24 protein-coding genes and 2 pseudogenes are annotated in these 23517 nt (G+C 66.2%); 6 read left to right on the top strand and 20 right to left on the bottom strand.

What is annotated here, in order from left to right:
* Window positions 1-129 precede the first annotated feature (129 nt).
* The 3 genes from CV1CTNOD_RS10875 to nodC form a co-directional block, all read right to left on the bottom strand.
* Window positions 130-1065, bottom strand: coding sequence for an ABC transporter permease (locus CV1CTNOD_RS10875; RefSeq protein WP_131785989.1), 936 nt, complete (start codon window positions 1063-1065; stop codon window positions 130-132).
* Entirely contained in the window at window positions 1062-2036 is a 975-nt protein-coding gene (locus tag CV1CTNOD_RS10870; RefSeq protein ID WP_131785988.1) for an ATP-binding cassette domain-containing protein, read from the bottom strand. The genes CV1CTNOD_RS10875 and CV1CTNOD_RS10870 overlap by 4 nt, the downstream gene beginning before the upstream one ends.
* Before the next feature lie 155 nt (window positions 2037-2191).
* Complete coding sequence (gene nodC, locus CV1CTNOD_RS10865; RefSeq protein WP_131785987.1) at window positions 2192-3499, bottom strand: chitooligosaccharide synthase NodC; 1308 nt, start codon at window positions 3497-3499, stop codon at window positions 2192-2194.
* On the opposite strand from nodC, the gene CV1CTNOD_RS28240 reads away from it, so the two are divergent.
* Window positions 3474-3860 carry a hypothetical protein gene (locus tag CV1CTNOD_RS28240; protein ID WP_207386341.1) on the top strand — a complete coding sequence of 129 codons (387 nt, stop codon included), beginning with the start codon at window positions 3474-3476 and terminating at the stop codon, window positions 3858-3860. The genes nodC and CV1CTNOD_RS28240 overlap by 26 nt on opposite strands.
* Here the strand turns inward: CV1CTNOD_RS28240 and CV1CTNOD_RS27785 are convergent.
* The gene (locus CV1CTNOD_RS27785) at window positions 3746-4132 is read right to left on the bottom strand and encodes a polysaccharide deacetylase family protein (RefSeq protein WP_207386338.1); all 387 of its coding nucleotides are present in this window, start codon (window positions 4130-4132) and stop codon (window positions 3746-3748) included. The genes CV1CTNOD_RS28240 and CV1CTNOD_RS27785 overlap by 115 nt on opposite strands.
* A complete protein-coding gene (locus CV1CTNOD_RS24655; RefSeq protein WP_165485441.1) occupies window positions 4129-4281 on the bottom strand; it encodes a hypothetical protein in 153 nt (50 codons plus the stop codon). The genes CV1CTNOD_RS27785 and CV1CTNOD_RS24655 overlap by 4 nt, the downstream gene beginning before the upstream one ends.
* Before the next feature lie 334 nt (window positions 4282-4615).
* On the opposite strand from CV1CTNOD_RS24655, the pseudogene CV1CTNOD_RS10855 reads away from it, so the two are divergent.
* A pseudogene (locus tag CV1CTNOD_RS10855) lies at window positions 4616-4912 on the top strand (transposase); the annotation flags it as partial.
* Window positions 4913-5392: 480 nt separating this feature from the next.
* Here the strand turns inward: CV1CTNOD_RS10855 and CV1CTNOD_RS10850 are convergent.
* Together CV1CTNOD_RS10850 and CV1CTNOD_RS10845 are read right to left on the bottom strand one after the other, a co-directional pair.
* Window positions 5393-6316, bottom strand: a complete 924-nt coding sequence (locus tag CV1CTNOD_RS10850; protein WP_131785985.1) for an LLM class flavin-dependent oxidoreductase — start codon at window positions 6314-6316, stop codon at window positions 5393-5395.
* Window positions 6313-7464 (bottom strand): acyl-CoA dehydrogenase family protein, encoded by a 1152-nt coding sequence (locus tag CV1CTNOD_RS10845; RefSeq protein ID WP_131785984.1) that lies wholly within the window; start codon window positions 7462-7464, stop codon window positions 6313-6315. The genes CV1CTNOD_RS10850 and CV1CTNOD_RS10845 overlap by 4 nt, the downstream gene beginning before the upstream one ends.
* 994 nt (window positions 7465-8458) lie before the next feature.
* Between CV1CTNOD_RS10845 and CV1CTNOD_RS10840 the strand changes: the two genes are divergently transcribed.
* On the top strand, window positions 8459-8788 hold the full coding sequence (locus CV1CTNOD_RS10840) for a hypothetical protein (protein WP_131785983.1): 330 nt from the start codon (window positions 8459-8461) through the stop codon (window positions 8786-8788).
* A gap of 136 nt (window positions 8789-8924) precedes the next feature.
* Window positions 8925-9728, top strand: coding sequence for a helix-turn-helix transcriptional regulator (locus tag CV1CTNOD_RS10835; protein ID WP_131785982.1), 804 nt, complete (start codon window positions 8925-8927; stop codon window positions 9726-9728).
* A gap of 108 nt (window positions 9729-9836) precedes the next feature.
* On the opposite strand, the gene CV1CTNOD_RS10830 is transcribed toward CV1CTNOD_RS10835, so the two are convergent.
* The 6 genes and pseudogenes from CV1CTNOD_RS10830 to CV1CTNOD_RS27770 form a co-directional block, all read right to left on the bottom strand.
* Window positions 9837-11585, bottom strand: a complete 1749-nt coding sequence (locus CV1CTNOD_RS10830) for an AMP-binding protein (RefSeq protein WP_131785981.1) — start codon at window positions 11583-11585, stop codon at window positions 9837-9839.
* A 70-nt stretch (window positions 11586-11655) separates the two neighbouring features.
* Window positions 11656-12735, bottom strand: coding sequence for a 4-hydroxy-2-oxovalerate aldolase (dmpG, locus tag CV1CTNOD_RS10825; protein WP_131785980.1), 1080 nt, complete (start codon window positions 12733-12735; stop codon window positions 11656-11658).
* Window positions 12732-13490 (bottom strand): hypothetical protein, encoded by a 759-nt coding sequence (locus CV1CTNOD_RS25660; protein ID WP_347402920.1) that lies wholly within the window; start codon window positions 13488-13490, stop codon window positions 12732-12734. Before CV1CTNOD_RS25660 ends, dmpG begins: the two co-directional genes overlap by 4 nt.
* Window positions 13459-13731, bottom strand: coding sequence for a Rieske 2Fe-2S domain-containing protein (locus CV1CTNOD_RS27780; RefSeq protein WP_347402919.1), 273 nt, complete (start codon window positions 13729-13731; stop codon window positions 13459-13461). The genes CV1CTNOD_RS25660 and CV1CTNOD_RS27780 overlap by 32 nt, the downstream gene beginning before the upstream one ends.
* Before the next feature lie 167 nt (window positions 13732-13898).
* The gene (locus CV1CTNOD_RS27775) at window positions 13899-14747 is read right to left on the bottom strand and encodes an alpha/beta fold hydrolase (RefSeq protein ID WP_131785995.1); all 849 of its coding nucleotides are present in this window, start codon (window positions 14745-14747) and stop codon (window positions 13899-13901) included.
* A gap of 2 nt (window positions 14748-14749) precedes the next feature.
* Window positions 14750-16484, bottom strand: a pseudogene (locus tag CV1CTNOD_RS27770) (amidohydrolase family protein).
* 347 nt (window positions 16485-16831) lie between these two features.
* Between CV1CTNOD_RS27770 and CV1CTNOD_RS10800 the strand changes: the two are divergent.
* Both CV1CTNOD_RS10800 and CV1CTNOD_RS27325 read left to right on the top strand, forming a co-directional pair.
* Entirely contained in the window at window positions 16832-17539 is a 708-nt protein-coding gene (locus CV1CTNOD_RS10800; protein ID WP_131785979.1) for a FadR/GntR family transcriptional regulator, read from the top strand.
* A 14-nt stretch (window positions 17540-17553) separates the two neighbouring features.
* Window positions 17554-17688 (top strand): hypothetical protein, encoded by a 135-nt coding sequence (locus tag CV1CTNOD_RS27325; RefSeq protein WP_278043891.1) that lies wholly within the window; start codon window positions 17554-17556, stop codon window positions 17686-17688.
* A gap of 100 nt (window positions 17689-17788) precedes the next feature.
* On the opposite strand, the gene CV1CTNOD_RS25650 is transcribed toward CV1CTNOD_RS27325, so the two are convergent.
* The 7 genes from CV1CTNOD_RS25650 to CV1CTNOD_RS10770 form a co-directional block, all read right to left on the bottom strand.
* Entirely contained in the window at window positions 17789-18439 is a 651-nt protein-coding gene (locus tag CV1CTNOD_RS25650) for a hypothetical protein (protein WP_207386335.1), read from the bottom strand.
* On the bottom strand, window positions 18432-19448 hold the full coding sequence (locus tag CV1CTNOD_RS25645; RefSeq protein WP_207386334.1) for an NAD(P)/FAD-dependent oxidoreductase: 1017 nt from the start codon (window positions 19446-19448) through the stop codon (window positions 18432-18434). Before CV1CTNOD_RS25645 ends, CV1CTNOD_RS25650 begins: the two co-directional genes overlap by 8 nt.
* Window positions 19449-19460: 12 nt before the next feature.
* The gene (locus tag CV1CTNOD_RS10790) at window positions 19461-19709 is read right to left on the bottom strand and encodes a DUF3237 family protein (RefSeq protein ID WP_131785978.1); all 249 of its coding nucleotides are present in this window, start codon (window positions 19707-19709) and stop codon (window positions 19461-19463) included.
* 62 nt (window positions 19710-19771) lie between these two features.
* Window positions 19772-20209 (bottom strand): ester cyclase, encoded by a 438-nt coding sequence (locus CV1CTNOD_RS10785; protein WP_207386333.1) that lies wholly within the window; start codon window positions 20207-20209, stop codon window positions 19772-19774.
* A 214-nt stretch (window positions 20210-20423) separates the two neighbouring features.
* Window positions 20424-21881: an aldehyde dehydrogenase gene (locus tag CV1CTNOD_RS10780; RefSeq protein WP_131785976.1), complete on the bottom strand. Its 1458-nt coding sequence runs from the start codon at window positions 21879-21881 to the stop codon at window positions 20424-20426.
* 58 nt (window positions 21882-21939) lie between these two features.
* Complete coding sequence (locus CV1CTNOD_RS10775; protein ID WP_131785975.1) at window positions 21940-23043, bottom strand: NAD(P)-dependent alcohol dehydrogenase; 1104 nt, start codon at window positions 23041-23043, stop codon at window positions 21940-21942.
* Window positions 23044-23182: 139 nt separating this feature from the next.
* Window positions 23183-23503 (bottom strand): 2Fe-2S iron-sulfur cluster-binding protein, encoded by a 321-nt coding sequence (locus CV1CTNOD_RS10770; protein WP_131785974.1) that lies wholly within the window; start codon window positions 23501-23503, stop codon window positions 23183-23185.
* Window positions 23504-23517 lie beyond the last annotated feature (14 nt).

Here is a 23517-nt window from a genome sequence, read left to right as displayed (position 1 = left end):
ACGCCGACAAGTGTTGCTGTAGTACTAGACGGCTCGATTCTTCGGACATGCTGGCGGGCGGCGCCGACCGAACCCGGATGAGAGCATGGACCAGCAGGGACGGCACTTTATCTGCAGGCCACCTGGGCTTCATCTGCTTGTCCACCGCACGAATTTCCAAACGGTCAGCGGCACGGTGACAAGCATTATCGCCAGTGACCACGAAACCGATGCCAGGATCGGATGATCCGCCGGCCAGATATTCTCGACACCGAACGCCGTCGGATTTCCGAACAACTGACGACAGGCAGTCGTGACAGCGGACAACGGGTTCCACCCGGCGACGGGCTGGAGCCAGCCCGGCATGGCGCTCACCGGGGTGAGCGCATTGGACAGATACATGACCGGAAAAAGCCAGACGGTACCCGCTCCGGCGGCCACTTCGGGATTGCTGACCGACACTCCGATCAGCGCTCCCACCCAGCTCATTGCCAGACCGAACAGCAGCAGAATAAGAAACGCGAGGAGCGCACCGCCCAGCCCGGCCTGTGCCCGCCACCCGGCCACCAGCCCACACACCGTCGTCACGAACACCGTGATGAAGGCCCTTATGACGCCGGCATTGGTGCAACCCGCGAGGATACTCAGCCGAGACAGGGGGAGCGTACGGAGCCGATCGATCGTCTTCTGGGATAGTTCGAAGGCGATTCCACCGGACGTGGCCGAGGCGGCGCCCATGACGACCGTCTGGGCCAGCAGTCCAGCGATGACGAAATCCGTGTAATTGGCCCCGCCGGGAAGTGCGATGGCCTTGCCGAAAAGATATATCATCGCTAAGGTGAAAATGGCTGGTTGGACGATGCTGTAGACGATGAGGTCGGGCTGGTGCGGCATGCGCATCAGCAGACGCCTGGTCAACAGGTAGACATCGATGAGGAACGTGACAGGGGTGATCCTCTCCAGTTTCCCTGGCCCGGCCCAGCTGCGGGTGACGTGATGTGACCGCGTGCTCCGATGACGACCGGCGACGACCTGCTTCTCACCGTCCGATGCGGCGGCGCTGTCGATGATTGTATTCGGCTTCATTCCACCGTAGCCATCTCGCGCTGAGCCTTGACGTCCATGGGGTGCCCCGTCAAGGTGAAGAAGACGTCGTCGAGGGTCGGCCGGCGCAACTCGACGTCCTCGAGCTCGATCGCCGCGGCGTCCATCTCGCGCAGCACCTGAGTCAGCAGGCCTGGTTTGTGCGGTGCCATGACGGCAATCCGCCGTTCCGATCGCGTGACGACAGCCTCCGACGTCGCGAAACGGTCGAGGATGGTCGCGGCCAGAGGCAGCAGCTCATGGTCGCGCAGGACGATCTCGATGCGGTCGTCGCTGGTTCGGGTCTTCAGTTCTTCCACGGTGCCTTCGGCGATGAGGCGGCCCTGGTCCACCACTGCGATCAGGTCGGCGAGCTGGTCCGCTTCCTCCAGGTACTGGGTGGTGAGCAGGAGCGTCACGCCGGAGCTGACAAGCTCCCTGATGAGATCCCAGGTGGCGGTGCGACTGCGCGGGTCGAGTCCGGTGGTGGGTTCGTCCAGGAACAGAATCGAGGGTCGCTTGATCAAACTGATGGCGAGGTCGAGGCGGCGTCTCATGCCACCCGAGTAGGTTCGTGCGAGTCGCCCGGCCGCCGCGGTGAGATCGAACATTTCCAGCAGCTCCTGGGCCCGCCCGCGGGCATGCCGCCGGCTGAGGCGATGCAGCCGGCCGAACAGCTCCAGGTTCTCCGCACCGGTAAGCAGGGGCTCCACAGCGGTTTCCTGGCCGGAGACGCCGATCCGGCGCCGTACCTGCAGTGGGTGGCGGGCCACGTTGAAGCCCCCCACCCAGGCACTGCCACCGTCCGGCTTCAAAAGCGTCGTCAGTATGTTCACAGTCGTGGTCTTGCCGGCCCCGTTCGGGCCCAGCAGTCCGAGTACGCTCCCGGCCGAAACCTGCAGGTTCAAACCGTGCAGGCCGTACACCGCCCCGTACTTCTTGGTCAGATTCTCGGTGTGGATCCCATTATCCATCAGGCCATGCCCTTCTGAGTCATTCCCGCGCCTGCCTGCCGACACCCACCTGTTACCAGCCTTCGAGTATCCAGACTGGTGGCGCGGGGTCGCTCCCGTCTGCGCCGCCTCACCGGCTGTTCTGGTATGGCGGTACCAGCCGGGCCCCCAACAGCTCAGCGTGGCTGCGGGGAGGTGGCGGGGGTGGAATCGGGCGCAGGCGCGGTCCCGGGTTGCGTGGGCAGTGCGGCCGTCGGCACTCGTTCTTCGTAACCTCCCGGGGCGGCGGCCGGAATGGCGCGCGAGCCCCAGTTGGCGTTGCTCAGGGTGCAGATCGCGTAGGCTTTCAGCGGGAGTAGCAGGAAAATGTTGATGAAGGTGTGCAGCGCAAAGGCGAAAAACCTCGCCTGGCGGGTATGCCAGGCCGCGCAGCAGCAACTGATCAAGGTCACCGCCGTGATCACCAGGATCGGCCACCACGGTATCGTCGCCGTCGCCGCGATCTGCGCGAATCCGGTCAGCACCGTCAGGCCGAGCAACAGTGGTGCGAGGTTCTGGCCTACCACGTCCAGCATGAGATAGCGGCCGAGCCGGGGCAACAGGCGTATGGCCAGCAACGTATCGCGGTATGTGCTGCGCGCCCACCGCAGTTGTTGGCTCAGGTATGGCCGCATTCGCTCGGGTACTACCGTCGCCGCCGTGGCGTCCGGAACGTACTCGGTACGCAGGCCCGCCTTGAGCATGAGAATGGTGAGGTGGCGGTCCTCACCGAAGTCGCTCGGCCGCCCCCGGAAAAACTGGGTCTCGTACTGGTCAAGCACCGCAAGGAGGACGGAGCGACGGTAGATCGTGCACGGCCCGCAGCAGCACATGACAGCGCCGAACTCAGCCTGGGCTGCCCGCTCCTCATTACAGGCGATCCAGTACTCCATATCGATCAATCGGGTCAGCCAGGTGGCGCGTCGGTTGCGGGCGACCATCTGGCCCATGGCCGCGCCCACGGCCGGATCGGTCATCTTCGCCGCCAGCTTGCGCACGACATCCGGTTCGATGATGGTGTCCGAGTCGACGTTGACCACCAGGTCACCGGCTGACCGGCGGATCGCCGCGACCTGTGCCTTGCGCTTCCCGACGTTGTGCGGGAGCAGCAGGAAGGTGAACCGCGGGTCGCCGGCGTAGGTGTCGTAAACAGGCCCCAGGCGGTCGCGATTTTTAGAGCCGTCGTCGACGACGTAGACCCGCAGCTCACCCTGGTAGTCCTGGGCCGCGACCGAACGCAGGCACGCTGCCAGGGTCAGCGGGTCCTCGTGGTAACAGGGAATAATCACATCCACACTCGGCAGGACGTCGCAAGGGTCTGCGTGGTACATGGTAGTCGGCCGGAAAGCGCGCCGGGCATAAAACGTCTTCGCCCCCTGATAGCCCAGGGCGAGGGTGACATAGGATGACGGTATGATCATGCTGGCGGTGGAGAGAATGCTCATCGCGGTCGAGATCGCGACCTCCGGAGGATGTCAGACCGGCCTGCTGACCGGCGGATGGGGCGGGAAGTGGCTGGAAGACAAATCCGCGGTCATGCAGCGCCGGAATCAAGCGGCGGAGCGCCGTGACTGTCTGTTCATGCGGCCCGGTGTGGCTGGCGCTCGGCCACTCATCCGCCGGGCATCCGTCATGCAGAAGAATGACTCCACCCGGCCGGATGCGCATCAGCACCGTCTTGGCAATTACATTCACGCCGGGACGCGACCAGTCGCGCGGATTACTGACCAGTTCAAGGGCTCCAGTCCGAACAGCGCCGCCGCCCGGGCCTCGCTGGTCCAGGCGCTGTACGGCGTCTGTAAGTAATGCACGCAGGCCTGCGGGCAAACGGTCCTGATGATTGTGTTTGCGTCGGATATCTCCCGTCGAACCTCGCCCGGCTCGCACCGGGACAGGTCTCGGTGGGTCATGGTGTGGTTGGCCAGGCCATGGCCTTCCGCGGCGATTCTCCGGATCAATTCGGGATGCTTGGCCGCATGCTCCCCGATCACGCAGAAGGTGGCGGCCACCCGGCGCTCCGCGAGCACATCGAGTACCTGCGGTGGGCAAAAAGGGTTCGGTCCGTCATCGAACGTCAAAAAATGTCTTGACTGCCTTCTTCGACCTGCATCGTGCGCCCGTCGATCTGGCCGGGTTCGGACTCCAGCCGCAGCGGCGTGGAGATGGTGACCGGGGCCCGGGAGCGGATCGTCATCGTTCCGGTGGCGATGAGTGTCCTGGCGGGCACGCGCAGCGCCGCTGCGGCGTGCCTCGGTCCGCCGGTCGTCGCAGGTCTGCGGGCACGTGGTCGTTCCCGTGCTGGTCGGTGCCACGGTCTGTCCGTCCGGCAACTCCGCTCGATTTCCTCCGCTCGCTGTCCCGATGGATCAGGTGGGGCTGGGTCGAGTAAGACTATAGCTCATTCAAAATAATCAGATTATTTAGCGACTGATCGGCGACCAAGGGCGACCGCCGCATCGACGAGGACCTGGCCGCGATCATGGCCGGGAACAATCCCGGGCCTGGCCAGCGCCGCCGACTGAACCGCCCCGGGTCTGGTGGAGGCTCTTGACCTTGGAAGGATGAGGGCCGTGCCAACCCCCAACACGTACCCGGCCGAGCTTCGCGAGCGCGCCGTCCGGATGGTCTTCGAGGTACGCAAGGAGTCCGGCCAGCGGACCGGTGCGATCACAGTTGTCGCCAAACGGCTCGGGGTTGGATCGGAATCCCTGCGCATGTGGGTGAAGCAAGCTGAGATCGACGGCGGCCAGCGGCCCGGAACTTCGACCGCGGACGCGCAGCGGATCGCCGAACTCGAACGTGAAGTCCGCGAGCTGACCCGAGCGAACGAGATCCTGAAAGCCGCGTCGGCTTTCTTCGCGCGGGAGCTGTGCGCCACAAGGCGCCGAGACAATCGAGGAGGGGTGAGAGACCTTTCCCGCTGGGCTGTCGCAGCAGCCCGATGAAGCCAGGGGCCCTCCCCGGCGGTGGCGAGCCCGGCTCCCCCGGGGACTCCGAGTACACGAAAGGACCATGATCGCACGCTCTTTGGCCAGTCCGCGTCCCGAGTTGGCAATTCGTTGATATCAGCCGGCGAAGACGTCCAGGATCTCGTCCGTATTCCTGGAACAGCTCTCCCGTGCGGCTCACCGACCTCTTTCAGCGCCGGTATTCGGTGTTCTGTGATGGTACGTGATGGGCCAGTCCCCTGCTGCTGGCCCCGCTCGGCGGCAAGCGGTTGATCTTTCTGGAAGGCCGCTTCAACCCGGGGGGAGATGCTCGATGCGATCGAGCGCGAACGGGTCACCTGGTGGGGCACTGTTGCGACGACCGGTGCACACCGGTGACCCGGAAGATCGCTAGGCAGGCGCGTGCTCGAGCAGGTATCGCTTCACCTCGGCCACGTGGTCGACGCCGGCCTCCCAGCTCGAGGTGGTTGCCACCAGCGTGAAGTGCTCGCAACCGGCCGCGAGATAAGGCAGCAGCCACTCCCCCAACTGCTCCGGCGTGCCAGCAGGCGCCAGCCGCTCGAACTTCTCGTAGGGCAGGTGGTAGAGCCGTTCCATTCGCTCGGCCACCATGGCCCTGGCCTTGCCCGCCTGGGTATCGATCCCGCACCAGACGCTCAGCCCGTACCAGGACGGCAGCGGTCTGCTCGCCTGCCGGGCCGCCTCGGCGATCTGCTCGCGGATCTCGGTGAAGCGCCGGGCGGAGCAGAAGATTCCAAGCCAGCCGTCACCGAACTGCGCGGTCCGCCGTACCGCAGCCGCTGACGTGCCACCGACCACGATCGGGATCCTGGGCACCGCGGCCGGCAGCACCCGCGCATCCTTGAGCTCGAAGAACTCCCCACTATGATCGATGGCCTCGCCCGAGGCCAGAGCACGCAGCACGCGCAGGCTCTCGTCAAGGCGGCGCCCCCGGGTTGACGGATCGATGCCGCAGTTGAGCATCTCGGAGCGGTCCTCCCCGCCCGCGCCGACGCCCAGGATCAGCCGGCCCGGCGCCAGCTGGGAGATCGAGGCGAGCTGGCGGGCGACGGTTATCGGATGCCGGAGCGCGAGCTGGTAGATGCCCAGCAGCACGAGGAGATCGTCGTTGCTGGTCAACGCGGCGGTGGCGGACACCATCCCGTCGAAACCCCTGCCGCCGTGGAAGCTAACATGATCACCAACGACCACGTGGTCCAGCCCCGCAGCGTGCGCACGGCCGAGCAGATCGCGCCGCTGCCGCGGGCCTGTCGACAGAATCGACTCGTGCACGTCCAGCCCGACTGTGATCATTTTCCACGCCTCCTACCAAGAACGTCCTTGGCGATAATGCGTTTCTGGATCTCCGCCGTGCCGTCCGCGACCAGATAGGCCATGACATCGCGGAATCTCTGCTGCAACGGGAATTCGGTCGCATAGCCGAGATTACCGTAGATCTTCATCGCCGCCTCGATCGCGTCCTTGGCGACGATCGGCGGCCACCACTTGCTCATCGAGGCATGTGCGGTGTGCGGCTGGCCGATATGGCGCAGCCACAGCGCCCGATAGCATAACCACCGCGCTGCTTCCAGGTAGGTGGCCTGCTCGGCCAGGAGAAAGGATACGCCCTGGTACTCGGCGATCGGCCGGCCGAAGGTCTCACGCTGCAGGGCGTAATCGGCGGCTTCGTCGAGACTGGCCCGTGCCACACCGAGACACATCAGGCCCAATGCGGCGCGGCTGAAGTCGAAGTGGTTCATGACGCTGCGGAAGCCCTGGCCGTGCTCACCGATGAGACCCTCCTCCGGCACGAACACCTCGTCCAGGTGGATCGACCCCCAGCCCAACGGCAGGCAGCCCATCCCCAGCATGTGACTCACGGTCACGCCCGTGGCGTCGAGCGGGACGACGAAACAGCTCACTCCACTCGATCGCGCAGACCCCGGCTCGCGGGCGTAGACGAGCGCGGCGGCGGCGTTGCAGGCCCATGAGATGGCGGTCTTCTCGCCGCGCAGCCGCCAGCCGCCGGGCGCCGGCTCGGCGACTGTGAGCAGCGCGCTCGCGTCGGAACCGGAGCCGGGTTCGGTGAGCGCGATCGCGACCGTGATCTCACCGGCGATCAGCCGAGGCAGGTACTCCTCCTGCACGGCCGTGCTGCCGTACACCAGCTGTGACCCCACGAGCCCGACCTGCACCGGCGCGGACGCGATGTTCACGTCACCGTAGGCCAACGTCTCCGCCGCGAGCCCGAGCATGATCGGATCCTCGGCACCGGTGCCGCCGAACTTCTCGGGCAAGCCGATACCGAGCACACCGAGATCGGCGAGCTGGCGCTGGATGTCGAACGGGTAGTCCGTGCGCGACGCCCGGTCACGGTAGCCAGGCAGCAGTACTTTCTCGGCGAACCGGGCAAGCGCACGCTGGAAGTCCTTCTGCTCCTCGGAGAACTCAAAAGAGATCATGTTGCTCCGCCTCAGAATACGGTTTAGGACGCGACAGCTGCGATCGCGTCGACGAACATGCCCATCTCATCCCTGATATGGCACGGCGCCATCGCGTCATCACGAGCGAAGATCTCCTCGATCTGGTCGCACACAGGCTCCGCTGACAGGTGCCCACCGGTGATGCCGCGTCACCGACAGCGCCACAGCCGAGACATGGCCGCCGACAGAGAGAACCTAGATCACGATCGGACCGAGATCGCCGATGTCCAGCCTGTCGCACCGCAGCAGCTACGAGATCACCACGCGCGGCCCTGTGAGCATCATGACCGAGTCGACGCCGACCGGCAACAAATCGACGATCCATGCTGGCGATCCATACCGGCGATCACAGCCCCGGCTTCCCGGGACGCCTCCGGCCGGTAATCAGGACTGCCGCAACGCCGTGGGATACACGCCTGACAGGCCACCGTCACGGCGCTCCGAGGGAACCCGGACAGCATGGACAGCCCCCGTACGCGACAACCGCATCGAACGGCCAGTCGAACGGATGTACGCTGACGGCCAGCACCGGAGCGGGCATGGCGAAACCTTCTCAGGGGTCGGCGCGCGCTGGCCGAAAGTACTCCACCGCCCTACTATTTAACCTCGGATTAATAACGCCTTTCCGCGCCAGATGGTCGGCGTCAAGGTAGCCGGGATGCTTCAACGATGATGGGACAGCGGAGGTGATCCGATGCAGCGAGTCCATGCCGGGGCCGGAAACTATACGGCAGATCACCTCAGAACCCTTTTTAGATCTTGCTTTGACCTCAGACAGAAGACGACACGCCATGGACACAAGCCTCGGCGCTCGGCGTGTCGACGGTTTGACGGCCCCCTCCGGCGGGCTGGCAGACCGGACGGGGGCGCGTCACAAGCAGGTTCTCAGGCGAACCTCCCCCACGTCGCCCGCGGGACACCGATCGCGATTCGAGTTCCGGACAACGCTCGATGACGAGGAAACGAGGCCATCATGCCTATGATCGATTCAAGTGATGGTGGCGAACGCTCGCACCCGGCGCGGGGCGAGATCTGGTTCTTCCGTAGTCCTGACCTGCCACGCAAAGAGGTCGAGCGCGTGCGTTCGATTCTCCAGCTGGTTTCCAAGCTGACTGGCTGGGACTGTGCACCGCTGAGCATCACCCCGCTGGATCTGCATGCCGCGGAGATGACACTGGCGGCGGCCCAGGACGCCATCACCAAACGGCTGACTGCCGGCGTGGAGCAGGTCGGCACGGAGGCGTACGCGGAGCTGATCGCGGCGCTCACGCGGCTCAGTCAGGCCCGGATATCCCTTCCGTGAGGCGGTGCTGGCTCAGCGAACGTCGACTCTGGCTGAGGTACGCAATACGCTGAACCGTCTGCGGGATCTCTTCACAGTTCGAGATCTGCTTATCCGGGCACCTGCCGAGGTCGAAAAACTCGGTTTCGGACGGGCCATGCTGTCCCAGATCCAGAACTCCCGCTGGGTGGTGAAGTCGGCCTATGTTCGAGGCGATCCGGGCCTTGCCGCGTTGATGGTGAAGGCTGGTAGTACGGACCCGATACTGCTGGACCAGCAGGTGCTGGAGACCGAAATGATCTATCGGCGACAGCCGATCCTGATCAAGAATGCCCAGGCGAACCCGCAGGTGCATCCTTTGCTCAAGACCGTGACCGACTCGCGTTCCTATGTCGCCGCACCGCTTGTGTCGATGTCCACGGTGATCGGCTTCATGCACGCCGACGCATACACCGACGGGCGACACGTGGACAGTCTGGACCGCGAGACCATCGGATTGTTCATGGAGGGTCTGGGCTACGCGATCGAACGTGCCGTGTTCGCCGACCGGATGCTGGCCCTTCGCGACCAGTTATGCACCTATACGGCGGGCATCTCCGATCTGATGGCCTCCTTCACGGAGAACGACGTGTCCCTGAAACCGGCGGATACTCCCGTCGAGCTCACCCGGGACATCGGGACAAGCGCGCTGACCAGTGCGATCGAGGACGACGTGCATTCACCCCTGACCCGGCGGGAGATCGAAGTCCTGCGGCACATGGCCGACGGAGCCACCAACGCACGAATTGCCACTCGCCTGATGGTTTCCGAGGGAACCGTGAAGGTGCACGTGAAGCACATCCTGCGCAAGCTCGGAGCCACCAACCGGGCGGAAGCTGTTTCACGTTATCTGAACACGATTCAGCGATACCGGCCGGAATCCGTCAGCTTTTTCGAAAAAAAGTCCTGCAGGAACGGCTGAGTACCTGTTTTCGAGGTACCCAGCCGTCGGGTCCGGATCCCATAGTGGATGGTCACGTGAGTGGTGAGGCCAGCGGGATGGACCGGACGGTCGAACCCGTCACCAGCGTCATTCCCGCAGTTCCAGAAAATCTTCGTCACGGTATTCACGGTTGGGCGCTGAGGTGCCCGCGGGGACTGCGGTGGCGCTAAGCGGGTGCAGCGTGTCCTCCCGGCGGCGAAGTTCCACCCGTCGGATCTTGCCAGATATCGTTTTGGGTAGCTCGGCGAATTCAAGGCGACGTATCCGCTTGTACGGCGCGAGCTGTTGCCGGGCATGACGCAGAATCGACAGTGCGGTGGCCCGGTCGGGTTCGTAACCGTCGGCGAGTACCACGTATGCCTTCGGGACCGCCAGCCGGATCGCGTCCGGCGACGGGACGACGGCGGCCTCGGCGACGGCGGGATGCTCAATCAGCACGCTCTCCAGTTCGAACGGCGAGATCCGGTAGTCCGACGCCTTGAACACGTCATCCGCACGGCCGATGTAGGTGATGTATCCGTCGGCGTCGCGCGAGGCCACGTCACCGGTGTGGTAGTAGCCACCCGCCATCGCCTCGGCGTTGCGTACGGCGTCATCCCGGTAGCCGACCATCAGACCTAACGGACGTCGGGCGAGGTCCAGGCAGATCTCGCCCTCGTCTGCCGGCTGACCGGTGGCGACGTCGACCAGCGTGACGCGGTAACCGGGCACAGGTCGTCCCATGGACCCCGGTTTGACGAGCTGTCCCGGCGAGTTGCCGATCTGCACGGTGGTTTCGGTCTGCCCGAAGCCGTCGCGGATCCGCACCCCCCACGCTTTCTCCACCTGCTCGATGACTTCGGGGTTGAGCGGCTCGCCCGCGCCGACAACCTTGCGCGGCGGGTTGCGTACCACCGCGAGATCGGCCTGGATCAGCATCCGCCACACCGTCGGGGGCGCGCAGAAACTGTCCACACCGCAACGGTCTATCTGCGCCAGCATCGCGGCGGCGTCGAACCGGCTGTAGTTGTAGACCAACACGGTGGCCCCGGCGTTCCAGGGCGCGAAGACGTTGCTCCACGCGTGCTTGGCCCAGCCCGGCGAGGAGATGTTCAGGTGCACGTCGCCGGGTGTGAGCCCGATCCAGTACATCGTCGACAGGTGTCCGACCGGGTAGGAGACGTGGGTGTGCTCGACGAGCTTGGGGGCCGCGGTGGTGCCCGAGGTGAAGTAGAGCAGCAACGGGTCGCTGGCATGGGTCACGCCGTCCGGGACGAACACGGTGGACGCCTGGGCCGAGTCGGCGTAGTGCGCCCAGCCCTCCACCGGCGCTCCGACCGCAATGCGGTCGTACGCACCGGGTACGTCGGCGAACTTGTCGGTGTCGGTCGCGCCGACGACGACGTACCGGGCCTGGCCGCGGGTGATCCTGTCCCGCAGGTCGGCGGGCGCGAGCAGCGTGGTCGCCGGGATGACGACCGCGCCGAGTTTCATCGCCGCGAGCATCGTCTCCCACAGCTCGATCTGGTTGCCCAGCATGAGCACGATGCGATCACCGCGCGCCACGCCCCGCTCGCGCAGCCAGTTGGCCACCTGGTTCGAGCGGGCGGACAGTTGCGCGAAGGTCTGACGCCGCTGTGAACCATCCTGCTCGACGATCCACAGTGCGACCCGGTCGGCGCTGTCCGGGTCGGCGCCGAGATGGTCGAACCACTCCAGCGCCCAGTTGAACTCCGCCAGCTGCGGCCAGCGGAACCCGGCGTACGCGCCGTCGTAGTCCTCCCGGTGGGTGAGCAGGAAATCCCGCACCGCGCGGAACTCGGCCAAGCCGTCCGTACCCAGCACCTGCGATGTCAACTGTCCTCCCTGAACAGTGCGGCCCTAACCAGTGCAGCGGCAAACAGTGCGGCGGCCGGTCTTGTCGCGGTCACCCGGGCCGCCCGGCTTCGCTTGCCCCGGCGACAACGGCCCTGGCCGCAACGGCCCCGGCGGCAGCCCCGGCTGCGACAAGGTCGAGCGCGACGTCAACGATCATGTCTTCCTGACCGCCGACGAGACCGCGGCGGCCCACCTCCACCAGGATGTCGCGGGTGTCGAGCCCGTGTTCGCGGGCCGCGCGTTCGGCGTGCCGCAGGAAGCTGGAGTAGACGCCGGCGTAGCCCAGGGTCAGCGTCTCCCGGTCCACCTGCACCGGCCGGTCCTGCAGCGGGCGGACGAGGTCGTCGGCGGCGTCCTGGAGCGCGAACAGGTCGCAGCCGTGCTTCCAGCCCATCAGGTTCGCCACCGCGACGAACGGTTCGATCGGGCAGTTCCCGGCACCGGCGCCCTGGCCGGCGAGCGAGGCGTCGACCCGGGTCACGCCTTCTTCCACGGCCACCACCGAGTTGGCCACGGCCAGCGACAGGTTCTGGTGGACATGCACGCCGAGCTGGGTGGCCGGGTCGAGGACGTCCCGGTAGGCGCGGATCCGCTCGCGTACGCCGTCCATCGTCAGGCGCCCGCCGGAGTCGGTCACGTACACACAGTGCGCACCCGCATCCTCCATGATCTTTGCCTGCCTCGCCAGCTCGGCCGCGGGTGCCATGTGGCTCATCATCAGAAAGCCGGAGACGTCTATGCCCAGCTCACGGGCCCGGGCGATGTGCTGCGGGCCGATGTCGGCCTCGGTGGCATGGGTGGCCACCCGCACGGACCTGACGCCGAGGTCGAAGGCCCGTTCGAGGTGGCGGATGGTGCCGATGCCGGGCAGCAGGAGCGTGGTGAGCACAGCGTTGGTGACCACCGCGGCGGCCTCGGAGATCCACTCCCAGTCGCTGTTGCTACCCGGCCCGTAGGTCAGGCTGGCGCCTGCCAGGCCGTCACCGTGAGCGACCTCAATAGCGTCCACGCCCGCGGCATCCAGCGCGGCGGCGATTGTCCGCACCCGATCCGGAGTGATGCGGTGCCGGACCGCGTGCATGCCGTCCCGCAGGGTCACGTCCTGGATGTAGAGCCCGGGCGAGTTCATGAGGCCACCTGCGACGTCGCTGGAACCACTGATGCGGCTGACCCCGCTACCACTGGGGGCTGCACGGTGGACAGTCGTTCAGCGGTTTGTAGCGCGGCCGAGGTCATGATGTCGAGGTTTCCGGCGTATGCCGGCAGGTAGTGTGCGGCTCCCTCGACCTCCAGGAAGATCGATATCTTCCAGGCCGGCCGCGGACCGACGTCGCCGATCAGGGTCCGCAGCGGCTCGTCCGGGCCGACAGCGGCGATCTGGACCTGCTGCTTGAGCCGGTATCCGGGCACGTACCGGGCCACGTCGGTGACCATGCGGGCAATGCTGGCGCGGATCTCGTCCGGATCGGCGTCGTCGGCCAGACACAGCACGGTGTCACGCATGATCATAGGTGGTTCAGCCGGGTTGCGGTCGGGCGCCAGCGGCATGAAGGTACGCACCGTGATCGCCATGATGTCGTTCACCACCAGATTGGGGTAAATCAGCAGGTTGCGGTTGGTGTCGGCCATCCGGGTGCCGCGCACCTCGCCGTGCCGGGAGACCAGTTCGGCGCGCATGCGGGCGATCTCTTCCCGGGAGTCCTCGCCGAACAGCGGCTCCCACTTGGCGATCGGCCGTCCCCAGGGTGCCCGGTACTCCAGCACGGCGTGCCCGTTGCCCAGATCATGGGAGGTGCCGTTCACCCCGCCGGCGAGGTCGGTGCCCAGCGCCAGCAGGTACTTGAAGTAGGTGTCATGGGTGGAGACTGCGTGGTAACCGTCGATGCTGTTCTCGGCGAGCAGCTTCCAGTTCGCCTCGATCCACCGCGCCCCGATGGGTGCAGGTGTTGTGGAAGACGTGTACCCGGCCGGTCCTGGCCCCGCGGACCATGAACACCGGCCTGCCGCCGACCGGCCGGCGTACGCAGTCGCCCGGTTTGGACACCTCCGACTCGTGACCGACGTAGAGCCACGAATGGCCGAACACCCGCTCCAGCTCCGCACGGAAAACCTCCGGCGAGGTCATCGTCGAGCGGTGGACGCGGAACCGGTGGTGTTCGGCATCCTCGGTAACCAGCGGAAACCGTGTGCTCGCAGCAGGCCTCGAAGCGGGCGTGGCGTCGATCAGAGCCGTCGGTGTCCTCGGTAAAGAAGTCACGAGATCATCTCCACGGGGAAGTCACGAACAAGAAGTCACGAACAAGTGGAGGAAGGACGCGCCAGGAAGCGGCACACGAGATCGGAGAAGTCGTCGGCGCGCTCGATCTGCGTCCAGTGCCCGCAGCGGGCGAAGACCGTCAGGTCGGCGTCGGGCAGCAGACGGACCATGTTCCAGGCGACGTCGACCGGGACGACCTTGTCCTCGCGCCCGTGCACCAGCAACGTCGGGGTGTTGATGGTGACGACCTCGTCCGCTTCGATGGCGAGCTGGCTGCCGGCGTGGCGGGGGCTGAAGAACATGTCACGGTATGCCTCGAAGGCGCCCGCAGCGATGCTGGCCTCGTGCCGGATCCGCACCAGGTCGTCGGTGATGATGGTCGGGTCGACCGCGAAGCACCCGAGCAACAGCTGGCGCATGTTCTCCAGCGACGGCTCATACTCCCGCAGGGCGCGTAGGCCCTCGGTGGGCGTCATCCCTACACCGGGGACACCCATCAGCACCATCCTGGCCAGTCGCTCGGGGTGCTGCGCGGCCATCCCCAGCGAGATCCGTCCGCCCAGCGAGTTGCCGACCACCGAAGCCCGTTCGATCCCCAGCGCGTCCATGAACACCCAGATGTGGTCGATCCAGGTGGCCAGCGAGTAGTGCACGTCGGCGGGCCGTTCGGTGTGGCCGAAGCCGACGATGTCGGGGGCGATCACCCGGTACTGCCGGGCCAGCGCGGGGATCGTCAGGCGCCAGTTCGCCCACGCCGAGACCCCGGGCCCCGATCCGTGCAGCAGCAGCACCGGGTCCCCGGAACCCAGGTCGTGATAGTGCGTCTGGATGCCACCGGCGTCGACTGTCCGCCCGGTGGCCTCGTCGGTGACCGTCGTCGTCATGCTCACAAACCGACCTTTCCTTCGAAGATCGCAAAACATTTGTTGGAGTTTGAAGACGTCGGTGACCACGAAGCTGGACCAGCTCAGGGACATGCCGAGTTCGTCCATGGCGCCCGCCAGACAGAACCAGTTGAGCATCTCGTGCTGGCCGGCCTTGACGATCTCCGGGCCGGTGACGCTGGTCCAGGTCGCGTAGTCACCCCGCACGAACGCCTCATAGAGCCGCAGGTCGGCCACTGTGTCGGGACGAAGGTGCCAGTCTGCGTCGTTCAGGAACGCGTGCGACCAGCTGGACGAGGCCACCAGCGCGACCCGCTTGTCGCCGGCCCGCAGCGCGCGCGCCACGGCCTGGCCGAGAGCGAAGCACCGTGCCGGGGACGGGCCGACGGGGTCCAGTCGTTCGTCGCGGATCTCGGCGAACCGGGCCAGCGCGCCCCTGCGTGCGATCGCATGCTGGCCATAACAGTTCACCGTGATCGGCAGCATCCGATAGGGGAACTCGGTACCGGCGTGGTCGTAGTCCAGGAACAGCTGAGTGTTGACGATCGCATGGGGAAAGTGAGCACCGGTCCGCTTCCGGTAGGAGTACGCGACGTCGAAACCGTCCTGGAGCAGATCGTCGGCGAGCGCTCGGGCCGATGCGGCGTCGGCGCGCAGGATGAACGTCATGTCATCCGGCCGGCCCCAGGCGTTCGGGCTGCCCCGTTCGTTCATCAGCGCGAACGGATGCACCTCGGTGTCGTCGTAGGCCAGCACGCAGAAGGGCGGCACCACCTCCTCGCGGAAGTTCTCGTACTGGTCGTCGCCCCACACCACGAGCCGGTCCGGCCGGAAGGCGTCGATCGCGGCACGGCAGCGGGCAAGACCCGCTCGTAGCTCGCGGCGGTGTCCGGCGGCGGCCGCGGCTCCCCCGTCGTCGGCCCACTCCCGGCGCATCAGCTCCGGCCAGGACGCCGGATCCTTCTTGTCCGCGGGGATGTCCGGATCCTGCAACGTCCAGCGGAGCAGCCCGGCCATGTGCTCGTCGGTCCCTGCGAGTAACGGATAATGGGTCAACCCGAGGGCGATCGCGATCCCGGTCTCGGACGGCATTCCCGCGCCGAAGCCCACCCCGAGCCGGGCAAGCCGCGGATCCAGGGTCGAGTCGGCGGGATGCACCAGGACCAGGGCGCCGAGCTGCTCGGCCGCGGCAAAGAACGGGTCGAACTCGGGGTCACCCAGCTCGGCCTCGCCAACCCGGGTGCCGATCTCGACGCCGAGGAAACCCAGTTCCTCCATGCACCGGCGCAGCTCGGCGACTGCCGCGTCAGGGTCCTGCAACGGCACCGCGCCCAACGCGCGGAAGCGCCCGGGTCGCTGGGCGACCAGACCTGCGAGGAAGTCGTTCTGCGACCGTGCGAGAACCGCGGCACCGTCAGCCGGAGCGTCATAACAGAAAGTGATCGGAATCGGGGACACCACCTGCACCGCGACGCCCTCGACGTCCATGTCGGCCAGCCGGCGATCCGCCGACCAGCAGCGGTCATCGATGTCGCGGTACGGCCTCCCGCCGACGAGGATGCGCGCCCGAGCGTCGCCGAGCCGCTCGACGGAGGGCCACCGCCGCCAGCCGTCGCGTCCAGCAAGATCGGGCAACCACGGCGCGATCGCGTGCGTGTGCACGTCGACCAGCCCTTCGTCGGCCACCGCCTCACCCGCCGCCACCTCACCTACCACGGCGCTACCCGCTGTGGGCATCGTCGGCGGACGAGGACTGCGCGTTCGCGGACATCCACTCAATGATCAATTGGTAAATGATCAATTGGTGCCCGCCCTTCCCGGGACCGCCCAGGTCTGTCGCCCGGCTGGCGCAGCCATAGCTATTCTGCATATATGTTTCAAGTACATATCAAAAGATCTCGTATACAGCACCTGGCCTCCCCCTCATGAACAGCTACGAACTGTGGAGTCTTACAGCGGGATGTCACATAGTCTTGTTATGAGATTCAGTAATGACTAGCTGTGCGTCCGGACTGGACAGGTCCGTCCCGGCCGGCGTGGCACTGTCGCTGGAGTACCGATGCGGATCAGAAGGAGCGCAGACGATGCCGGGTGACGCGACGCCTCGAGGCTCTCGCGGAGGCTCTCGCGCGCAGCAGGTCGCGGCGGAGATAGAAGCCCGGATCCTCGCCGACCACCTGTCTGCCGGCAGCCGGCTCGGGCTACGCACCGAACTGATCAGCCGTTTCGAGGTCAGCCCCTCGGTGATGAACGAGGCGCTGGGCATCCTGCGTGAACGCGACCTGATCGCGGTCAGGACCGGGCCCAACGGTGGCGTGTTCGTGGCCAACCCGCCGCCTCAGGTGCGCCTCGGCGGCGTCGACCTGTGGCACCAGGGGTTGACCGTCGACCCCGAACAGCTCTTCGAGGCACGCACCTACCTCGACGCGCTCTTCCCTCCGGTGGCGCTGCAACGCGCCAGTCCCGAGGACGTGCGGGCGATGGAATGGGCTCTGCACGACATGCAGGCGGCGTCGGACGACCCACGCGCCTACCTGGACGCCAACATGCGCCTGCACCTGGCCATCGCCCGGGCGTCCCGGATCGAGGTGCTGGTCGGGCTCTACCAGACGATCGTGTCGATCCTCGGCGCCACGCTCACGAAGGCGACCTACGTGGAAGGCAGCGAGGAGCTGCGGCGCCACAACCTCGACGTGCACAGCAACCTCGTCGCCGCGATCCGGGACCAGGACGCGGTCGCGCTGGAAAAGATCCTCGCGCTCCACCGTCAGGACATGGTCCGCATCGCCTGACCCAGCGGGCGGGCGTGGCCGGCCGACATCTGCGGCGTCGTCATCAGCAGGTACGCGGTGCGACCCAGCTCGTGTCCACGCAACACCTTGTCCAGGGTGGAACCGATGATCTGGTGGGCGCCCAGGACAACCGGCCGTACTTCGCCTGAGCCGACTGCGGTCCGCCGGGAAGACGCCGGGAGACGACCCAGCCGGATACGCGTTCCTCTCGCCGTCGGCACCGGCAGGAAGCCCGCGGCTGCCGAACGGCTACCGCAGCGGGTTGGGACCGGCAATGTCCGGCCCAAGGTTGCCCCGGATCATCACGTCCCTGGAAGCAGGGTTCTGATCGGCGGTGGGAGCGGGAACGGCGCTGTCGCCGGGCCTCGGCGCGACCACCGCACGGCGCGTCCTGGGCGCCGCTCCCAGCTCCCAGCCCGGGTGTTCGCTCGCGGACCTGCCGGCGTAGCGGAATCCGCCGAACCACCATTCCCTGCGGATGCCGATCTCGATAGGGATCTCCTCGGCCACCTCCCGGAGGATCGCCCGGCGGTCGGCCCCTGGGGTGGTCAGCACCCTGGCCAGTGCCTTCACCATCCGACCGGGGCCGACCACGCGCTCGACCCTGCGGATCCGGTTGAACGTGTCGGTGACGTCCGGGTCCTCGCCGCCCGCGAAGCCGCGGAACACCTCGCGGATCAACGCCGAGGGCGCCGCGGCGCGGGTCTCCCGGTTGCCCCAGTGGTACGTGCTGATCGTGTCGCGGTCGCGGCCGCGCTCCCATGCCTGCAGAGCCCGGTCGAGAGCAGCGGTGTCGTCGAGGGTCTGCTGGGCGGCTTCACCGAGAAGCCGGCCGTGACGCAGCGCGTCGCGCTGGCCCTGACCCACCACCGGGTCCTTGAAGTGCCCCGCATCACCCACCAGCGCCCACCCCGACCCGCTCGAGGCGCGGTAGAAGGCCGACAGGTCCGTGGTGGAGAGCAATTTGCTCTTGTTCGTGGCGCCTTCGATGCGCTGGGCCAGGTCCGGATCCTCGGCGAGCTTCTCCGCCCAGACACCCTCCGGATCCCGGCGGAAGCGGGGGATGTCCTCGACGGGAGCCATCCAGACGACCAGCATCCGGCCGAGTGGGGCAGGACGGCAGGGTCAGGCACGTCGAGCTGCCGGCCCGGTAGATGCCATAGGTCTCGTGATCCGGGGTGCCGACCCGTGGGTCGTCCAGGTAGGCGAAGGCGAAACCGCGGCCGTTGCGCGAACCCCGGTACGGCGTCCAGGAACCGACCGCCGCGGCTACGTGAGAACGGCGACCGTCCGCGCCGATCACGAGTTTCGCGTGGATCTCGTGGGTGTCGGAGCCGTGGCGGTAGCGGATCCCGGCCGCGCGACCATCCCGCCAGAGAATCTCCTCGAGGGAGCACCGCTCCCGGACCTCGGCGCCGGCCTTTCGCGCCGCGTTCACCAGGACCATGTCCTGCTGGAGACGAGGGATGCAGACGCCGTAGTCGATGCCGTCCACCGGGGTGAAGCGCTCCCGTACCCGGACATTGCCGATGACCAGTTCCAGGTAACGCACTATGGCGGGATTCAGCTCGAGTGCCTCGGGCAGCGCGCCCATCCGCCGCAGTTCCGCGACACCGTTCGGGACCAGCACGTGGGTGGAGAGACGGTCGGACGGGAACCGGGACTTGTCGATCAGCACCACCTTCCGGCCGGCGCGGGCCAACGGGACGGCCGCCGCGGTTCCCGCCACCCGTGCCCCGACGATGACGACATCAACCCGCTCGGCACCGGAACCCGCCCTGCGCGTGAGCTTCGGTTCCCGCGACCACTGGCTCTCCCGCCCGCTCGGAGAAGGCTGGGGGACGGGCTCGTCCTGCCGGGGGTCTTCCTGCGACAGCCCGTCAGCACAGAGATTCTCTTCGATGGTCATCTTCGTTCCTTCTCAGCGGTAGACGGACTTCAGGTTCTGGTGGGCGGCAAGAACCTCCGAACCGAGCTCTCTGGTCTTGACGCCGCTCAACACCTCGGCGTTGAACCGCTCGCCCGTCGCGCGGCCAGCGACGAGCTCGAAAATCATGCGGGAGCCGAACGGACCGCTTCCTACCTCGAGCGGCGGTCTGATCTCCGCGCGGACGGTGAACTCCTCAACGAGGCGCAGCTCTGAGGTGACCGGTGTCGAAAGGGTACTCATGACGTTCCTTTTCCAGCTGCGCCTGGTTGGATGAGGCGAGACACAAGATGACCTGGCCTGTTTCAGGCGAGTCCGAGCTGACGGGCCAGCGTCGTGACGTCCCAATAAGCGTGGATCGCGGTCGCGCGGCCCTCGGCGTCGACGGTGAAGATGTCGGTGCCCGGCAGGTCGAACGCCCGGCCGGTGGGCGGTACCCCCGGAGGAAAACCCTCACCGGTATGGGTCCCGATCATTCGCCATTCCTGCGCGACACGGCCGGTGGCCTCGTCGACGAGCGGGTCGCCCACCAGGTCGAAACGGAGGTCGGGAAACCCCTGCCACCCGGCCCGGAAGAACCCGTGCGCACCCTCGAGATCGGTGATCTCGGCCGGCAGCGACGGGTCGACCCAGCTGAAACGGCTCGCCAGAAGACCCGCGACGACCTCCAGATCCCGCCCGTTCCAGGCTGCGAAATAGCGTGCGGGATAAGATGTTATGGCCTCACGTACCGAGGTTCCCACGGTCTCTCCTCTTCGACTGGTCGTGGTAACGCCGCAGCCCACTCGACTCGGCGGCATTCCCGTCACACGATGCCGGCGGTAACCGGCTTCGTGTGACGGAGACCTTCACACCGCAATCGTCAGGCTGCTCGGCGACGACCACCGCCCCAACCGGCTGGCTGAAGCGTTCCCATTTTCGCGAACACGTCACATGGATATCGGAGAACGAAGCTCGCTAACTGCCGGACACGTCGAGGTAGATCGTCTTGAAGACCTGGAAGGGATTCAGTCCTTCCGGACCGAGTTCGCGACCGATTCCGCTCAATTTGATTCCACCGAACGGCGCGGTGGGGTCGTTGACGTAGGCGTTGATCCCGATCGTGCCGGTTTGGACCTTCCGCGCGAATGCGGTGCCGCGTTCCGGGTCGGCCGTCCACACCGATCCACCAAGACCGTAATCGCTGTCGTTCGCGATGGCGACAGCCTCCTCCTCGGTCGAGTACGGGATCACCGCCAGCACCGGCCCGAAAATCTCCTCCTGGGCGATGGTGTGCTTGTTATCCACATCCGCGAACACCGTGGGTTCGACAAACCATCCCTTGTCGAGGCCTTCGGGCCGCTTGCCACCGGCTGTCAGTCGGGCCCCTTCGCTCTCGCCCTTGGCGATGTAGGACTCCACCCGATCGCGCTGTCGGGCCGACACGAGCGGGCCCATCTGAGTCGAGGGGTCGAGCGGATCCCCCACCACTATCGAATTGACGAGTCCGGTAATAGTATCGACTACTTCCCGGTACCGGCGCTGGGGTGCGAGAACACGCGTGCTGAGCCAGCAGATCTGACCGTTGTTGAGCAGGGTCGACGCGAAGAAGCTCTGAATGTTGGCCGCCAGATCGGCGTCGTCGAGCACGATGGCGGCCGACTTGCCACCCAGTTCGAGAGTCACCGGCCGCAGCAGCCGACCACATGTCTCGGCGATCACACGCCCGGCGGCGGTCGAGCCGGTAAAGGACACCTTGTCGACCCCGGGGTGCGAAACAAGGTGGGCACCGAGTTCGCGGCCGCCGGGAACGATGTTGAGTACGCCGTCGGGCAGCCCGCTTTCCGCCGCGGCCTCGCCCACGAGGAAGGCGTCCAGGACGGTCTCCGGCGCAGGCTTGATCACCACGGTGCAGCCGCTGGCCAGGGCCGGCGCGATCTTCAGAAAAGAGATCGCCTGCGGCACATTCCACGGAACCACGGCGCCGACCACGCCGATGGGCTCGCGGATGACCAGGGAACGGCCGCCCAACATGCCGGGGCGCGTCTCCTCGAGGCCGGAGTCCGCGACCAGGCCGCCGTAATAGCGGAGCAGCAGCGGTGGGAAACCCCCTTCGAACTGGTTGGCTAACCAGATCGGCATTCCGTTCTGGACGCTGACCCGGCGCGCGGTTTCTGCACCGCGCGCCTCCAGCGCGGCCGCGAATCGCTCCAGAACCTCCGCGCGGCGCACCGGTGACCATCGTGACCACCCGTCCGGATCGTCGAAGGCACGGCGCGCCGCCGCCACCGCCAGGTCTATGTCACGTTCGGTTCCCTCCGGAACGCTGCCCACACGCTCCTCCGTGCTGGCCGAGTGCACGGCAATGCTGCCGCTCGATGCCGGCGCCTTCCACCCGCCGTCAATGTAGAATTGATCATAGTCGATCGTCGTCATTTCGTTCTCCTTCCAGGAGCAGAATCCTGTTCACTGAAGCCCGTTCACGCCGCAACCCTCATTCGTGGACAAGCACGATCTTCACCGCTTCACCGCGATGTTGCGCTGCCACGGCTTCGTTGATCTGTGTGAACGGCATCGTGGTGATCATCTTTTCGAAGGGAAATCTCCCTGCCTGGTGCAGCTCAAGCAGTTCGGGAATGAACCTGTCCGGGTCGCTGTCACCCTCCACGATCCCGGTGATGGTCACTCCCAGCACCTGGGCCTGAATCAGGTTGACCGACAGCGCGGACGTCGGGTCGGCCGGAACGCCGAGAATCCCCAGGGTTCCGCGGTGCGCCAGCGACAGCAACGTCTGTTCGAGAACGGGGACGATCGCGGTCGTGTCGACCGCGTAGTCCACGCCGTCAGGGACGATCGAACGGATCTGCTCGGACAGCGGCCCGTCCGCCGGGTCGATCGCGTGGATTGCGCCCAGTGAAAGGGCTAGGTCCCGGCGTGCCTGGAGTGGTTCGACAACAATGATCGTGGTGAGTTCGCGGACGACCGCGGCGAGTACGGCGGACAGGCCGACGGATCCGCCGCCCAGGACCACCAGCGAGGCGCCGGCTTCGCAGTCGAGCGAGTTCAGCACCGCGCCGGCACCCGTCTGGATTCCGCATCCCAACGGCCCCACCAGACTCAGTGGAGCGAGATCGGATACCTTCACCACGTTTCGTTCGTGCGCGATGGCGTGTGTTCCAAACGACGACTGCCCGAAGAAATTGCTGCCCACCGTGGTTCCAGCAAGGCTCAGCGCACTGGTTCCATCAGGCCGAGCACCGCTGAAGTTGAAGGCCATGAACTCGTGGCAGTACGCCGGCGCACCCTTTTTGCACTGCGTGCATCTTCCGCAGCTGTTGAAACTCAGGGCAACCCTGTCGCCTTTTCTGATCTTGGTGACGGCGCTGCCCGCCTCGACCACCACGCCGCTGCCTTCATGACCGAAGACACCGGGTAACGGGAAGGGAAGATGCCCCTCCTTGACCGCCAGATCGGTGTGGCACAGTCCGACACCGGCAATCTCGACAAGCACTTCGTCCGCCGCCGGCGCGTCGAGGGAGACCTTGTCCAGCGAAAATTCTCCACCGATCTCGGCTACCACGGCCGCAGTGATATCCATGTCTGCTCCCTCGTCTGTTCTGCTGATTTCGCGTGCTGGCTGTCGAGCTCCCGGATACGGCCGATCACAGCCGAGGCGCCGACGTGACATTGACGACCGATGAGACGGCTGTTCCGTGGCATTCCCGGAAAAATCCGGGTCAACCGTTGGCGGCCGACACCGTCACCCGGACGCCGTCACATTCAGTGGTGACGACGAGCTGGCAGGACAGTCGAGAGTCGGCCTGCGCGCCGTCGGCGAACTCCAGCAACTCGCGTTCTTCGTCGGTCATCTCGTCGAACAGCGCCTGCGAGTCCGGGTCGACGTAGACGTGACACGTCGCGCACGAGCAGCTGCCGCCGCACTCGGCGACGATCCCTGGAAGATTGTTACGAACCGAACCATCCATCACGGTTTGTCCACAAGGAACGTCGATCGCGTGTTCGGAGCCGTCGGGTAGAACATAGGTGACCATGGGCATTGCGCGCTCCGTGT

Source organism: Protofrankia symbiont of Coriaria ruscifolia (genome assembly GCF_900634745.1).
Taxonomy (GTDB): Bacteria; Actinomycetota; Actinomycetes; order Frankiales; family Frankiaceae; genus Protofrankia; species Protofrankia californiensis.
The sequence above is the reverse complement of the archived record's forward strand: the minus strand, read 5'-3'. Positions and strand labels throughout refer to the sequence as shown.